This window comes from Serratia bockelmannii (assembly GCF_008011855.1).
Classification (GTDB): Bacteria; Pseudomonadota; Gammaproteobacteria; order Enterobacterales; family Enterobacteriaceae; genus Serratia; species Serratia bockelmannii.
Genome location: NZ_VOUX01000002.1, coordinates 510,585 through 524,298 on the forward strand (window position 1 = coordinate 510,585; position 13,714 = coordinate 524,298).

14 protein-coding genes are annotated in these 13,714 nt (G+C 59.2%); 6 read left to right on the plus strand and 8 right to left on the minus strand.

The window, feature by feature from the left end:
* Window positions 1-166: 166 nt before the first annotated feature.
* From FOT55_RS04500 to efp, 3 genes are all read right to left on the minus strand, one after another.
* Window positions 167-298, minus strand: a complete 132-nt coding sequence (locus FOT55_RS04500) for an entericidin A/B family lipoprotein (RefSeq protein ID WP_004929668.1) — start codon at window positions 296-298, stop codon at window positions 167-169.
* A gap of 121 nt (window positions 299-419) precedes the next feature.
* Complete coding sequence (locus tag FOT55_RS04505) at window positions 420-551, minus strand: entericidin A/B family lipoprotein (protein WP_004929667.1); 132 nt, start codon at window positions 549-551, stop codon at window positions 420-422.
* A gap of 70 nt (window positions 552-621) precedes the next feature.
* Window positions 622-1,188, minus strand: a complete 567-nt coding sequence (efp, locus tag FOT55_RS04510; RefSeq protein ID WP_004929666.1) for an elongation factor P — start codon at window positions 1,186-1,188, stop codon at window positions 622-624.
* A gap of 42 nt (window positions 1,189-1,230) precedes the next feature.
* On the opposite strand from efp, the gene epmB reads away from it, so the two are divergent.
* Window positions 1,231-2,259 (plus strand): EF-P beta-lysylation protein EpmB, encoded by a 1,029-nt coding sequence (epmB, locus tag FOT55_RS04515; RefSeq protein WP_033636765.1) that lies wholly within the window; start codon window positions 1,231-1,233, stop codon window positions 2,257-2,259.
* A gap of 86 nt (window positions 2,260-2,345) precedes the next feature.
* Here epmB and FOT55_RS04520 read toward each other — a convergent pair whose 3' ends face one another.
* The 5 genes from FOT55_RS04520 to FOT55_RS04540 all read right to left on the minus strand — a co-directional run bounded on the left by FOT55_RS04520 (window position 2,346) and on the right by FOT55_RS04540 (window position 7,507).
* A complete protein-coding gene (locus tag FOT55_RS04520; protein ID WP_025305007.1) occupies window positions 2,346-2,690 on the minus strand; it encodes a DUF4156 domain-containing protein in 345 nt (114 codons plus the stop codon).
* 303 nt (window positions 2,691-2,993) lie between these two features.
* Window positions 2,994-4,619 (minus strand): methyl-accepting chemotaxis protein, encoded by a 1,626-nt coding sequence (locus FOT55_RS04525; protein ID WP_147823159.1) that lies wholly within the window; start codon window positions 4,617-4,619, stop codon window positions 2,994-2,996.
* Between the two features lie 225 nt (window positions 4,620-4,844).
* The gene (gene groL, locus FOT55_RS04530; RefSeq protein ID WP_004929662.1) at window positions 4,845-6,491 is read right to left on the minus strand and encodes a chaperonin GroEL; all 1,647 of its coding nucleotides are present in this window, start codon (window positions 6,489-6,491) and stop codon (window positions 4,845-4,847) included.
* Between the two features lie 44 nt (window positions 6,492-6,535).
* Window positions 6,536-6,829 carry a co-chaperone GroES gene (locus FOT55_RS04535; protein WP_004929661.1) on the minus strand — a complete coding sequence of 98 codons (294 nt, stop codon included), beginning with the start codon at window positions 6,827-6,829 and terminating at the stop codon, window positions 6,536-6,538.
* 189 nt (window positions 6,830-7,018) lie between these two features.
* Window positions 7,019-7,507 carry an FxsA family protein gene (locus tag FOT55_RS04540; RefSeq protein ID WP_004929660.1) on the minus strand — a complete coding sequence of 163 codons (489 nt, stop codon included), beginning with the start codon at window positions 7,505-7,507 and terminating at the stop codon, window positions 7,019-7,021.
* Window positions 7,508-7,877: 370 nt separating this feature from the next.
* Between FOT55_RS04540 and aspA the strand changes: the two genes are divergently transcribed.
* From aspA to dicD, 5 genes are all read left to right on the plus strand, one after another.
* On the plus strand, window positions 7,878-9,314 hold the full coding sequence (gene aspA, locus FOT55_RS04545) for an aspartate ammonia-lyase (RefSeq protein ID WP_004929659.1): 1,437 nt from the start codon (window positions 7,878-7,880) through the stop codon (window positions 9,312-9,314).
* A gap of 125 nt (window positions 9,315-9,439) precedes the next feature.
* Window positions 9,440-10,741 (plus strand): anaerobic C4-dicarboxylate transporter, encoded by a 1,302-nt coding sequence (locus tag FOT55_RS04550; protein WP_016929379.1) that lies wholly within the window; start codon window positions 9,440-9,442, stop codon window positions 10,739-10,741.
* A gap of 109 nt (window positions 10,742-10,850) precedes the next feature.
* Window positions 10,851-11,174, plus strand: a complete 324-nt coding sequence (gene cutA / locus FOT55_RS04555; protein WP_004929657.1) for a divalent cation tolerance protein CutA — start codon at window positions 10,851-10,853, stop codon at window positions 11,172-11,174.
* Window positions 11,150-12,865, plus strand: a complete 1,716-nt coding sequence (locus FOT55_RS04560) for a protein-disulfide reductase DsbD (RefSeq protein WP_147823160.1) — start codon at window positions 11,150-11,152, stop codon at window positions 12,863-12,865. Before cutA ends, FOT55_RS04560 begins: the two co-directional genes overlap by 25 nt.
* A 42-nt stretch (window positions 12,866-12,907) precedes the next feature.
* On the plus strand, window positions 12,908-13,483 hold the full coding sequence (gene dicD / locus FOT55_RS04565; RefSeq protein WP_004929655.1) for a division control transcriptional repressor DicD: 576 nt from the start codon (window positions 12,908-12,910) through the stop codon (window positions 13,481-13,483).
* The last annotated feature ends 231 nt before the right edge of the window (window positions 13,484-13,714 follow it).

Here is a 13,714-nt window from a genome sequence, read left to right on the forward strand (position 1 = left end):
GTCCCCGAAAAAATGACGCGTAAACGGGTCGTCCCGTTTAGCGAGGTGATGCATGACGGGTAACCTCACCCGCACTGCGGCAGGATAGCAGCAGCGTTAACGCTCAGGCAAGGGATAGAAATGTGGCGGCTCTCCGCAGCCGGAACGCCGCCGGGTGGAATGCGGATTATTCCGCGCTGCGCTGAATAGCCTTGCCGCCGGCCTGAATGTCTTCACCCACACCGCGGGTGGTATTGCAGGCGGTCAGCGAGCTCAAAATCATCAAAGAGAAGATCGCGATAATACTTTTCTTCAGCATAAGAAAGTCCTTATTTGTCGTTGATGAAAAAGTACGGCTTTCTAAGCGTAGTCAAAATTGACGGAGGGTGTGGGATCGTGACCGGCTTTGTGGCGCAAATACATCGGGTTAAAGACGGGGATCAGCTGGCCGTGCGGGAGATGGCGCCGCCGAGATGCTGAACGTCTTCGCCGAAACCGCGAAACGTATTGCAACTGCTGAGGGAGAAAAGGAACAACAGGGAGAGCACGGCCAACAACGTTTTCTTGAACATGCGGATTTTCTGCCAACGAACGGGGATAGGATAAAACAGAGGAACCGCGTGGGTTCCTCTGTTTTGAAACTTATTTAACGCGAGAGACGTATTCGCCAGAGCGAGTGTCAACCTTGATCACTTCGCCGATCTGGACGAACAACGGCACTTTCACCACGGCGCCGGTGCTCAGGGTTGCCGGCTTGCCGCCAGTCCCTGCGGTATCGCCTTTCAGGCCAGGATCGGTATCGGTGATTTCCGCTTCGATGAAGTTCGGCGGCTGAACGGCGATTGGACGGCCATCCCACAGGGTGATGATGCACTCTGCGTTATCCTGCAGCCATTTGGCCGCGTCGCCGACGGTTTTGCCGTCAACCTGATGCTGTTCGAAAGACTCAGGGTGCATGAAGTGGTAGAACTCACCGTCGCTGTACAGGTAGTTCATGTTGGTGTCCATCACGTCTGCGCCTTCGCAAGAATCGGTAGACTTGAAGGTTTTTTCCACGCGGGTGCCGGTCAGCAGACGACGCATTTTCACGCGCGCGAATGCCTGGCCTTTGCCCGGCTTAACGAACTCACTGGCTTCGACGGCGTAAGGTTCGCCCTCGAACATGATTTTAAGACCCGGACGGAAATCGTTGCTAGAATAAGTCGCCATGATGGCCCTCTGAATATTTGAACTGGTAGCTTAGCCAAAAAAATGGCACACATTATAACCCAAAGTACGGCACATAGAGAAGATTGGTTGCATCAACTCGCCGATGTTATTACCGATCCTGATGAATTACTGCAGCTTTTGTCACTGAATACGCACCCGGAACTGCCGCAGGGGCGCGATGCCCGCCGGCTGTTTGCCCTGCGCGTGCCGCGCGCCTTCGCTGCGCGCATGCGCCCCGGCGATGCCAACGACCCGCTGCTGCGCCAGGTGCTGACCGCCAGAGAGGAGTTCATCAACGCCCCAGGGTTCACCACCGATCCGCTCGATGAGCAGCGCAGCGTGGTGCCGGGCCTGCTGCACAAATACCGCAATCGCGCACTGCTGCTGGTCAAGGGCGGCTGTGCGGTCAACTGCCGTTACTGCTTCCGTCGCCACTTCCCCTATCAGGATAATCAGGGCAATAAGAACAACTGGCGGCAGGCACTGGATTATATCCGCCAACACCCGGAACTGGACGAGATCATTTTTTCCGGCGGCGATCCGCTGATGGCCAAAGACAGCGAGCTGGAATGGCTGGTTGGCGAACTGGAGGCCATCCCGCACCTGAAACGCCTGCGCATTCACACCCGTTTGCCGGTGGTGATCCCGGCGCGCATCACGCCGGCGCTGTGCCGCCTGCTGTCGGCCTCGCGCCTGCAGGTGCTGATGGTCACGCACATCAACCACGCCAACGAAATTGACCGCGACCTGCAAAGCGCCATGGCGCAGCTGCGCCTCGCCGGCGTCACGCTGCTCAACCAGAGCGTGCTGCTGCGCGACGTCAACGACGATGCCGACACGCTGGCGGCGCTCAGCAACGCGCTGTTCGACGCCGGTATCCTGCCTTACTACATCCACGTGCTGGACAAGGTGCAGGGCGCAGCGCACTTCATGGTCAGCGACGATGAAGCGCGCGCCATCATGCAGGCGCTGCTGAGCAAGGTGTCCGGTTATCTGGTGCCGCGCCTGACGCGTGAAGTGGGCGGCGAACCGAGCAAAACGCCGATCGACCTGCGCCTGATGCAGGAGTGACGCGCGCCACATGGCCCGATGGAACGAAAAGAGGAATGCCGTGGCATTCCTCTTTTTTATTTCTTTGCGGCTGCGGCCTCAGCGCCTTACGGGCACTTGTAAACCTGGCCGACCATTTTGCTGTCCAGCGGTGCGAAGCTGGAGAGCAGATTCTGGCTCGGGCTGTTGGCGCCGTAAATGACGTTGCCGCCCATGGCCGCCGCCTTGTTGCGCAGATCGTTGGCCGCACCGCGCATGGAGCTGCCTTCACCGCCGTTGCCGGACAGCCAGTTGCTCTGGGTGCCGGTCACTTCCCCCAGCAGCTGGCATTCCGCCGCCGGCTTGCTGTCGGTGAACTTGATCTGCTGACCCGCAGCGGTCAGTTCATGAGTGGTGCTGCAACCCGCCAGCAGCATCGCTGCCGAAAGACCCAGTAAGGCTTTAATCCGCATCTTGTTCCCCATTCGATGTTGAGAATTACGCAAAATCTTCTACCCGTCGCCTTTCAAGCTGTAGCGTTGTTGACTGCGCTCGCTCACCCCAGTTACTTACTCAAGTAAGCGCCTGGGGACTCACGAGCTGGCCGCCTAGCTACAACTTGAAATTCATAGGGTATATCAGAAAGCGATGCCATCTCTTAAGCATCCGTTGCCGCGCGAGCGGGCCAACGTCTTGAGCGACAGCTGATGACTTACCAGTTTACCAGCTAAATCGCACCGGGCGGCAAAAATATCATCAAATACAGTGCGGCGGCGTTATACCCAACCGGCAACGGCCGCCGATGCCTGCGCCTCCACGTCGCCCTGGCGCGGTCCCCCCTCCGCCAGTTTGAATACCGCCACCGCCTGCGCCAGCAGGGCCGCCTGTTCCTCCACGCCGACGGCGGTGGTCGCCACCTCCTCCACCAGCGCGGCGTTCTGCTGGGTCACCTGATCCATCTGGGTCACCGCCACCCCGACCTGCTCGACGCCTTTGCTTTGCTCTTCCGACGCATAGGAGATGTTATCCATCAGCGACGTCACCTGGTTCACCGAGCCGACGATGGCATTCATCGTCTCGCCCGCCTGTTCCACCAGCCGCACGCCGGCGGCGATATCGCCGGTTACGCCGTCGACCAGACCGCTGATCTCCTTGGCCGAAGTCGCGCAGCGCTGCGCCAGATTGCGCACTTCGCCGGCTACCACCGCAAAACCCCGCCCCTGCTCCCCGGCACGTGCGGCCTCGACGGCGGCGTTCAGCGCCAGAATGTTGGTCTGGAAGGCGATGCCGTCGATCACGCTGGTAATATCCCCCACCTGACGCGCGCTGTCGTTGATCGCCCGCATCTTGTCGATCGCGCTGGCCATCAGCGTTTCGCCATTGCGGGCAATGCCGGCGGTCTGATTGACCATGCCGGCGGCCTGAGTGGCGTTATCGGCGTTTTGCCGCACCGTGGCGGTAATCTGCTCCATGCTGGCGGCGGTTTCCGTCAGCGCGCTGGCTTGTTCTTCGGTGCGGCTGGAGAGATCGGCGTTGCCGACGGCGATCTCGTGCGTACCGTGGTTGATCGACTCCACGCCGTCACGCACCTGCTGCACGGTCGCACTCAGCTCCTGCTGCATCGTCCGTAGGCTGGCGAACAACATGCCGATCTCATCGTTGTTGCGTACCGCGATCTCGCTGCGTAGATCGCCGCGCCCAACCTTTTGCAAGTGTTCGGCGATCTGGCGCAGCGGCAGAATCAAGCGCCGGCGGAAATCACGCTGCACGGCGACCAGCAGCAGCAGGATCGCCGCCAGGGTGCCACTCAGCAGGCGGGCGAAGACTTTTTGGGTCTGCTCCGCCTCTTCCACTGCCAGACGGTGGGCGGCCACCGTGGCCCGCATGTAGTCGGCAAACTGGTTATCCAACCGCTGGCGCACCTGGCGCTTCTCTGCCGCCATGGCGTGCAGCCGCTCGATCAGCGCCGTCTGTGGCGTGTCGGCCAACAGCGTCAGTTCTTGCTTCAGCACCGCCTGCTGCGCCAGGTAAACCTTTTTCATCGCCTCGCCCAGATCCGGGCGCGATACCGTCAGGCCCGGCGTCTCCCAAAACAGGTTGAACGCGACGTCGGCGCTGCGCAGCTCACCTCGCGCCTCATCGATACCCTGCTGAATATCGGCTCTGCTGGTCTGCGCCCAGCGCTCGAACGCCATGTTGTCGATCAGCGTCTGCGTTTGCAGCAAAGCACGCCAACTGCGGTTCAGCGCCGCTTCCTCGTCGGAGAAGGTGCTCATCCTGTCGATACTGTGGCCGTTTTGCTGCATGAAATAGAAGGCAATGGCGCCGGTTCCCATGGGCATCAAGCCCAGCAGCAACAGCATCATCATCAGCCAGGTGGCTATTTTCATATTTTTCAGCATAAGTCGTCTCCGTTGACAGTCACACCGGCGAGGGGAAATTCCCCGCCTGGTAGGGGCTATATCGGTACGAAACGACAACGGTTTAGGGTAAAAACAAAATAATGCAATTATTCATTTACCAAACTAATAACAAGCTAACGAAACATCATTTTAATTGATTTTTAAGCTAAAAAAAACCCCGGTCAGTTGACCGGGGTTCTCAGCACACAAGCGTGTGGGGGATGATTACATCATGCCGCCCATGCCGCCCATGCCACCCATGCCGCCTGCTGCGCCCAGATCCGGTGCGTCAGCCTTCGGCAGGTCGGTGACCATGCATTCGGTGGTGATCATCAGGCCAGCCACGGAAGCCGCGTACTGCAGAGCAGAACGGGTCACTTTGGTTGGATCCAGGATACCCATCGCGATCATGTCGCCGTATTCTTCAGAGTAAGCGTTGTAGCCGTAGCTGCCTTCGCCCGCTTTCACCTGGTTGGCGATAACGGAAGCTTCTTCACCGGCGTTGACCACGATCTGACGCAGAGGGGCTTCCATTGCGCGCAGCGCAACTTTGATACCCACGTTCTGGTCTTCGTTGTCGCCTTTCAGCGCGGCGATTTTGCCTGCAACGCGGATCAGCGCGACGCCGCCGCCGGCAACCACGCCTTCTTCCACTGCGGCGCGGGTCGCGTGCAGGGCGTCTTCAACGCGGGCTTTCTTCTCTTTCATTTCAACTTCAGTGGCTGCGCCAACTTTGATAACGGCAACGCCGCCGGCCAGTTTCGCTACGCGCTCCTGCAGTTTTTCACGATCGTAGTCAGAGGTCGCTTCTTCGATCTGCTGACGAATTTGAGCAACGCGGCCCTGGATGGTCGCTTCGTCGCCCACGCCATCGATGATGATGGTGGTGTCTTTGTTGATCACAACGCGTTTTGCCTGACCCAGGTCTTCCAGAGTGGCTTTTTCCAGCTCCAGACCGATCTCTTCAGAGATAACGGTACCGGCAGTCAGGGTCGCGATATCCTGCAGCATGGCCTTACGACGGTCGCCGAAGCCAGGTGCCTTAACGGCAGCCACTTTCACGATGCCGCGCATGGTGTTGACCACCAGAGTCGCCAGCGCTTCGCCTTCTACGTCTTCAGCGATGATCAGCAGCGGTTTGCCTGCTTTGGCAACGGCTTCCAACACCGGCAGCATTTCGCGGATGTTGGAGATCTTCTTGTCAGCCAGCAGGATGAACGGGCTTTCCAGCTCAACAGAACCGGTTTCCGGCTTGTTGATGAAGTATGGGGACAGGTAACCGCGGTCGAACTGCATACCTTCAACCACGTCCAGCTCGTCTTGCAGGCCGGTGCCTTCTTCAACGGTGATAACGCCTTCTTTGCCCACTTTCTCCATCGCTTCCGCGATCAGTTTACCCACGGTTTCGTCGGAGTTGGCGGAGATGGTGCCGACCTGAGCGATAGCTTTGGAATCGGAGCAAGGTACGGACAGTTTTTTCAGTTCTTCAACCGCAGCGACAACCGCTTTGTCGATGCCGCGCTTCAGATCCATCGGGTTCATGCCTGCAGCAACCGCTTTCAGGCCTTCGGTGATGATGGATTGAGCCAGTACGGTTGCAGTGGTGGTGCCGTCGCCCGCCGCGTCGTTCGCTTTGGAGGCCACTTCTTTCACCATCTGTGCGCCCATGTTCTCGAACTTGTCTTCCAGTTCGATTTCACGCGCAACGGAAACGCCGTCTTTGGTGATGGTCGGTGCGCCGAAAGATTTATCCAGCACTACGTTGCGGCCTTTCGGGCCCAGGGTCACTTTTACTGCATCAGCGAGAACATTCACGCCGCGGAGCATTTTCACGCGAGCGTCATTGCCGAATTTTACGTCTTTAGCTGCCATTGGTATTTCCCTTCAACTCGTTCAGTTCAGAAGATAAAGCGCAATTACGCTTCAACAATTGCCAGAATGTCGCTTTCGGACATGATCAACACTTCTTCATTGTCGATCTTCTCTGCTTTCACGCCGTAGCCGTCGTTGAAAATCACGATATCGCCAACTTTCACATCCAGCGGTTGGATGTTGCCGTTTTCCAGCACACGCCCTTTACCCACTGCAACCACTTCACCGCGAGTGGATTTACCCGCAGCAGAGCCAGTCAGGACGATGCCGCCAGCAGATTTTGATTCAACTTCTTTGCGCTTGACGATAACGCGGTCATGCAATGGACGAATACTCATTGAACGCTCTCCTGTAAGAAGGTCTCTATCAGATTTAGGGTTGTACACCGGATGGTTGTTATTACCGGCCTCGTGGCATTTGAGATGGGGGCGTTCCAGCCCCCTTCAAGGGGGCGAACAAAAAAAATTTCGCATTTTCGGTTCGGCGAGTGCCGCAGAGATGAAAAACGCGGCCTGAGCCGCGTTTGCTTAACGATCGTGAGGTTTGCGATCCTCGTCCGGGCGGTGTTCCAGCACCGGGCGTTCGTCGTCCTTGCGCTGGAATTCGCCGTCGAAGGTATTGCCGTTGGCGGCGTCGCCGCCCGTCCAACCGCCGGGGCGATACACCGACAGGTGCGGCATCAGCTTCAGCGTCAGCGATTTTTGCACCGGCGGCAGCAGCAGCAACAGGCCGAGGAAGTCGGTGAAGAAGCCCGGTATCAGCAGCAGGAAGCCCGCCAGCACCAGCGAAACGCTTTTCACCATTTCCGCCGCCGGGCTTTCGCCGGCCGCCAGTTTTTGCTGCATCTGCACGAAGGTTTTCATGCCCTGATTGCGCACCAGCGAAATGCCGACGCAGGAGCTGAACACCACCAGCAGCAGGGTGACAGCCACGCCGAGCACGGCGGCGACTTTGATAAAGATGGATATTTCTATGTAAGCCAGCAGAAATATCAGCAGTAGCGGTAACCAGCGCACCTGGTTCTCCTATCGGTAGGTAAAGCACGGCCGCCATGGGGGCGACAGCGCGAAAAAAGAGGCCGTAAACGGCCGACACCATTACAATGAGGGCATCCCCCCACCATTTCAACCGAGAGCCGGTTTTTATTGCTAAAGTTCACAAACGTGAAAGAAGTCACAGAACCGGAAAAGGGCATATCCTTAAACACCATAAGGTGATCTGGGTTCAGTCATTTCTTACCAACCAGCATATGATCTGGGCAGCAACGGGCGATTTGGTTAATCGTTTCACGCCCCAAGCCTTCGGCAACATTAATTTAGGCTGTGCCCTTACTAGCCTTGACCTGACAAATTATTAATTCGGCAGCAACACATAGAGAAGGTTCTCATGTCAAACAACATTCGTATCGAAGAAGACCTGTTAGGAACACGTGAAGTCCCCGCAGACGCTTACTACGGAGTTCACACTCTGCGTGCGATTGAAAACTTCTACATCAGCAACAGCAAAATCAGCGATGTCCCCGAGTTCGTTCGCGGCATGGTGATGGTGAAAAAGGCCGCGGCGATGGCCAACAAAGAACTCAAAACCATCCCACGCAAAATCGCCGACGTGATCATCCAGGCCTGCGACGAGGTGTTGGATAAAGGCAAGTGCATGGATCAGTTCCCGGTGGACGTGTTCCAGGGCGGCGCAGGCACCTCGCTGAACATGAACACCAACGAAGTGCTGGCGAACATCGGCCTGGAGCTGATGGGCCATCAAAAAGGCGAATACCAGTACCTGAACCCGAACGATCACCTCAATAAGTGCCAGTCCACCAACGACGCCTACCCGACCGGGTTCCGCATCGCGGTGTACGCCTCCAACCAGAAACTGATCGACGCCATCAACCAGCTGCGTGAAGGCTTCGATCGCAAGGCGAAAGAGTTCGAAACCATCCTGAAAATGGGCCGCACCCAGCTGCAGGACGCAGTGCCGATGACCCTCGGCCAGGAATTCCACGCCTTCAGCGTGCTGCTGAACGAAGAGACCCGCAACCTGCACCGCACCGCGGAGCTGCTGCTGGAAGTTAACCTGGGCGCCACCGCCATCGGCACCGCGCTCAACACCCCGGAAGGCTATCAGCCGCTGGCGGTGCAAAAACTGGCGGAAGTCAGCGGCCTGCCGGTGGTACCGGCGGAAGACCTGATCGAAGCCACCTCCGACTGCGGCGCCTACGTGATGGTGCACAGCGCACTCAAACGCCTGGCGGTGAAACTGTCCAAAATCTGTAACGACCTGCGCCTGCTCTCCTCCGGCCCGCGCGCCGGCCTGAACGAAATCAACCTGCCGGAGCTGCAGGCGGGGTCGTCCATCATGCCGGCCAAAGTGAACCCGGTGGTGCCGGAAGTGGTCAATCAGGTGTGTTTCAAGGTGATTGGCAACGACACTTGCGTTACCATGGCGGCCGAAGCGGGCCAGCTGCAGCTGAACGTGATGGAGCCGGTGATCGGCCAGGCGATGTTCGAGTCGATCCACATCCTGACCAACGCCTGCTACAACCTGCTGGAAAAATGCATTAACGGCATCACCGCGAATAAAGAAGTCTGCGAACACTACGTCTTCAACTCGATCGGTATCGTCACCTATCTGAACCCGTTCATTGGCCACCACAACGGTGACATCGTCGGGAAGATCTGCGCCGAAACCGGCAAGAGCGTGCGCGAAGTGGTGCTGGAACGCGGCCTGCTGACCGAAGCCGAGCTGGATGACATCTTCTCCGTGGAGAACCTGATGCACCCGGCTTATAAAGCTAAACGCTATACGGATGAAAATGAACAATAACAGACCTACCCGGTAGCCCTGAAAGGCACGCTAAATCCTCTGGATAGCGTGCCTTTTTACTTTCCGGCGCCCACAAAATTTTAACGTTTGATTTTCAATTTCTCTCATTTTAAGGAGTAAACACTATGCTAGCCGTAGAATTGGTTATCGTTCTGCTGGCCATCTTTTTAGGGGCCAGGTTGGGCGGTATCGGTATCGGGTTCGCGGGGGGGTTGGGCGTTCTGGTCCTGGCGCTGATCGGCGTCAAGCCAGGCAGCATTCCCTTCGACGTGATTTCCATCATCATGGCGGTGATCGCGGCGATCTCCGCGATGCAGGTCGCCGGGGGGATGGACTATCTGGTGCAGCAGACCGAAAAACTGCTGCGCAAGAACCCCAAACACATCACCATTCTCGCCCCTATCGTCACTTACTTCCTGACCATCTTCGCCGGCACCGGCAACATCTCGCTCTCGGCGCTGCCGGTGATCGCCGAGGTGGCGAAAGAACAGGGCATCAAGCCTTGCCGCCCGCTGTCGACCGCCGTCGTCTCCGCCCAGATCGCCATCACCGCCTCGCCGATCTCCGCCGCGGTGGTGTACATGTCTTCGGTGATGGAAGGCCACGGCGTCAGCTACCTGCACCTGTTGATGGTGGTGATCCCATCCACCTTCTGCGCCGTGCTGGTGATGTCGCTGCTGGTGACCTGGCTGTTCGACTCCAAGCTGTCTAACGATCCGGTGTACCTGAAACGCCTGGAAGAAGGCCTGATCACCCTGCGCGGCAACAACGCGCTGGCGATCAAACCGCGCGCCAAAACCTCGGTGCTGCTGTTCCTGCTGGGCGTGCTGTGCGTGGTCGCCTACGCCATCATCAACAGCCCGGGCCTGGGCCTGGTGGCCAAGCCGCTGATGAACACCACCAACGCCATCCTGATCATCATGCTGAGCGTCGCCACGCTGACCACCCTGCTGTGCCGCGTCGACACCGACATGGTGCTGAACTCCAGCACCTTCAAGGCCGGCATGAGCGCCTGTATCTGTATCCTCGGCGTCGCCTGGCTGGGCGACACCTTCGTGCAGGCCAACATCGACTGGATCAAAGAGACGGCCGGCAGCGTCATTCAGGCGCACCCGTGGCTGCTGGCGGTGATCTTCTTCTTCTGCTCGGCGCTGCTGTACTCGCAGGCCGCCACCGCCAAGGCGCTGATGCCAATGGCGCTGGCGCTGAACGTGTCGCCGCTGACCGCCGTCGCCTCCTTCGCGGCCGTTTCCGGCCTGTTCATCCTGCCGACCTACCCGACGCTGGTCGCCGCGGTGCAGATGGACGATACCGGCACCACGCGCATCGGCCGCTTCGTGTTCAACCATCCGTTCTTCATTCCCGGCACCATGGGCGTGATTTTCGCGGTGGTATTCGGCTTCCTGCTCGGCAGCGTCATGCTGTAAGGCTTAGACCGGGGCTGCGGCCCCGGTTTTCCTTCTGGCGATAAACTCGCCTTCTAGCCAATCCGCCTTCAGGGTATAGTGCCCATTCAAACCGATGAGAGGGCTGAAGATGTCTGATTGCGAAGCTGTCGTCATACTCTGTACCGCACCCGATGAAGCCAGCGCCCAGGAACTGGCGGCGCGGGTCTTGGGCGATAAGCTGGCGGCCTGCGCCACGCTGCTGCCCGGCGCCACCTCGCTGTATTACTGGGAAGGGAAACTGGAACAGGAATACGAAGTGCAGATGCTGTTCAAAAGCGATCGCCGCCGTCAGCAAGCCCTGCTCGACACCCTGAAACAACATCACCCTTACCAGACGCCCGAGCTGCTGGTCTTGCCGGTGATGGCCGGAGATAAAGACTACCTGTTATGGATCAACGCTTCCTTAAACTGATTTTGCTGCTGTGCAGCCTGTGCTTCCTGCCGCAGGCGGCGCAGGCTTCGCTGTTCGCGCCGAAGGGCGGCAGCCAGTTCGTGCCTGTCGATCAGGCCTTCACTTTCGATTTCAAACAGCAAGGCAACCAGGTAACGCTGAACTGGCAGATCCGCCCCGGCTACTACCTGTATCGTCAGCAGATCAAACTGGTGCCGCAGCAGGCGACGCTCGGCGCGTTTACCCTGCCCGAAGGACTGAGCCACAAGGATGAATTCTTCGGCGAAGTGGCGATTTTCAAACAGCAGCTGAATCTGCAGGTGCCGCTGCAACAGGCGGCGGCCAACGCCAGCCTCAGCGTCACCTATCAGGGCTGCGCCGAGGCCGGCTTCTGCTATCCGCCGGAAACCCGAACCATCCCGCTGGACGCGGTCAGCGCCACCGCCGCCGCGCCGCTCTCGGCCTCTGCGCCGGCTGAAGCCCCTGCCGCACCGGCCAGCCTGCCGTTCTCGCCGCTGTGGGCATTGCTGATCGGCATCGGTATCGCCTTCACCCCGTGCGTACTGCCGATGTACCCGCTGATCTCCGGCATCATCCTCGGCCGCGACCGGCCGCAAAGCAGCGGCCGCATTCTGGCGCTGGCGGTGGTTTACGTGCAGGGCATGGCGCTCACCTACACCCTGCTGGGCTTGGTGGTGGCCGCCGCCGGATTGCAGTTCCAGGCGGCGCTGCAGCATCCTTACGTCCTGATTGGCCTGTCGGTGCTGTTCATCGCGCTGGCGCTGTCGATGTTCGGCCTCTATTCCCTGCAGTTGCCCTCAGCGCTGCAAACCCGGCTGGCAAACTGGAGCAACACCCAGCGCGGCGGCTCACTGACCGGCGTGTTCCTGATGGGCGCCCTGGCCGGGCTGATCTGTTCCCCCTGCACCACCGCGCCGCTCAGCGCCATCCTGCTGTATATCGCCCAGAGCGGTAATCTGTGGGCCGGCGGCGGTACGTTGTACCTGTACGCACTGGGGATGGGCATTCCGCTGGTGATCGTCACCCTGTTCGGCAACCGCCTGCTGCCGCGCAGCGGCCCGTGGATGCAGTACGTGAAAGAGGCCTTCGGCTTCGTCATTCTGGCGCTGCCGGTGTTCCTGCTGGAGCGGGTGATCGGCGACCTGTGGGGCATGCGCTTGTGGAGCCTGCTCGGCCTGGCGTTCTTCGGCTGGGCCTTCGCCCTGAGCCTGAGAAGCACACGCGGCTGGACGCGTGCCCTGCAATTGCTGTTGCTGGCGGCGGCGGTGATCGCCGCGCGGCCGCTGCAAGACTGGGCTTTCGGCACCGACCAGGCGCAGCAGGCGGCTCAACCGCATCTGGCCTTTACCCGCATCAACAACGTCGAACAGCTCGATCTCGCGCTGCAACAGGCGCGGGGCAAGCCGGTGATGCTGGATCTGTACGCCGACTGGTGCGTGGCCTGCAAAGAGTTCGAAAAATACACCTTCAGCGACGCCGCGGTGCAGGCAAGCCTGGCCAACGCGGTGCTGCTGCAGGCGGATGTGACCGCTAACAGCGCGGAACAGGCGGCGCTGCTGAAGCACCTGAAGGTGCTGGGGCTGCCGACGATCCTGTTCTTCGATCCGGCGGGCCAGGAACTGACGGCGCAGCGGGTCACCGGTTTTATGAAGGCGGCAGCCTTCAACGCGCATTTGCAGAAAGTGATGTGATAAATAACACTGAGGTTCTGAACCGAAGAGGAGGAAGCACAAGTGCAACGTGAACACGTCCTTGATACCGCGCTGGGCCTGTTGGAACAACAGGGCCTGGCGACCGCCACATTAGAGATGCTGGCGGAAAAACTCGACGTTCAGCCCGGCGATCTCAAGCGGTTCTGGCCAGATCGCGAAGCGCTGCTGTACGACTGCCTGCGCTACCACGGCCAACAGATCGACACCTGGCGCCGCCAGCTGCTGCTGGACGAGAGCCTAAGCCCGCAGCAAAAGCTGCTAGCGCGCTATGACGTGCTGGCGGAATACGTGCAGCAAGACCGCTACCCCGGCTGCCTGTTTATCGCCGCCTGCAGCTTCTTCCCGGAAACGGATCATCCGATCCACCAACTGGCGGAGCAGCAAAAGCTGACCTCGCTGGAGCTGACCCGCGAACTGCTGCGCGACATGGACGCCGACGACGCCGACATGGTGGCGCAGCAAATGGAATTGATTCAGGAAGGCTGCCTGAGCAAACTGCTGGTAAAACGCCAGCTCCAGGACGTATCGGTCGCCAAACGGCTGGCGGAAGACATCTTGCAGGTGGCGCAGTGCCGCCGCAACGGGGCGTTAAGCTGAATCGGCAGGGTTGGCGGCACAGCCAACCCAAGGTGATCGCCAGAACAGGCGCATTTTTTGCGCCCTTTGCCTGAAAAGCCAGCAACCGGAGGCATTTTAACGTCTTTCACGCATAAAGCCGTTGACGGCTTTCGGCCAATACGGTTTAATGCTGCCCGTTGCCCGGATAGCTCAGTCGGTAGAGCAGGGGATTGAAAATCCCCGTGTCCTTGGTTCGATTCCGAGTCCGGG

Coding starts and splice junctions, on each gene's coding strand:
- FOT55_RS04500 (WP_004929668.1), bottom strand. CDS start 298: ATGCTGAAGAAAAGTATTATCGCGATCTTCTCTTTGATGATTTTGAGC.
- FOT55_RS04505 (WP_004929667.1), bottom strand. CDS start 551: ATGTTCAAGAAAACGTTGTTGGCCGTGCTCTCCCTGTTGTTCCTTTTC.
- efp (WP_004929666.1), bottom strand. CDS start 1,188: ATGGCGACTTATTCTAGCAACGATTTCCGTCCGGGTCTTAAAATCATG.
- epmB (WP_033636765.1), top strand. CDS start 1,231: ATGGCACACATTATAACCCAAAGTACGGCACATAGAGAAGATTGGTTG.
- FOT55_RS04520 (WP_025305007.1), bottom strand. CDS start 2,690: ATGCGGATTAAAGCCTTACTGGGTCTTTCGGCAGCGATGCTGCTGGCG.
- FOT55_RS04525 (WP_147823159.1), bottom strand. CDS start 4,619: ATGCTGAAAAATATGAAAATAGCCACCTGGCTGATGATGATGCTGTTG.
- groL (WP_004929662.1), bottom strand. CDS start 6,491: ATGGCAGCTAAAGACGTAAAATTCGGCAATGACGCTCGCGTGAAAATG.
- FOT55_RS04535 (WP_004929661.1), bottom strand. CDS start 6,829: ATGAGTATTCGTCCATTGCATGACCGCGTTATCGTCAAGCGCAAAGAA.
- aspA (WP_004929659.1), top strand. CDS start 7,878: ATGTCAAACAACATTCGTATCGAAGAAGACCTGTTAGGAACACGTGAA.
- FOT55_RS04550 (WP_016929379.1), top strand. CDS start 9,440: ATGCTAGCCGTAGAATTGGTTATCGTTCTGCTGGCCATCTTTTTAGGG.
- cutA (WP_004929657.1), top strand. CDS start 10,851: ATGTCTGATTGCGAAGCTGTCGTCATACTCTGTACCGCACCCGATGAA.
- FOT55_RS04560 (WP_147823160.1), top strand. CDS start 11,150: ATGGATCAACGCTTCCTTAAACTGATTTTGCTGCTGTGCAGCCTGTGC.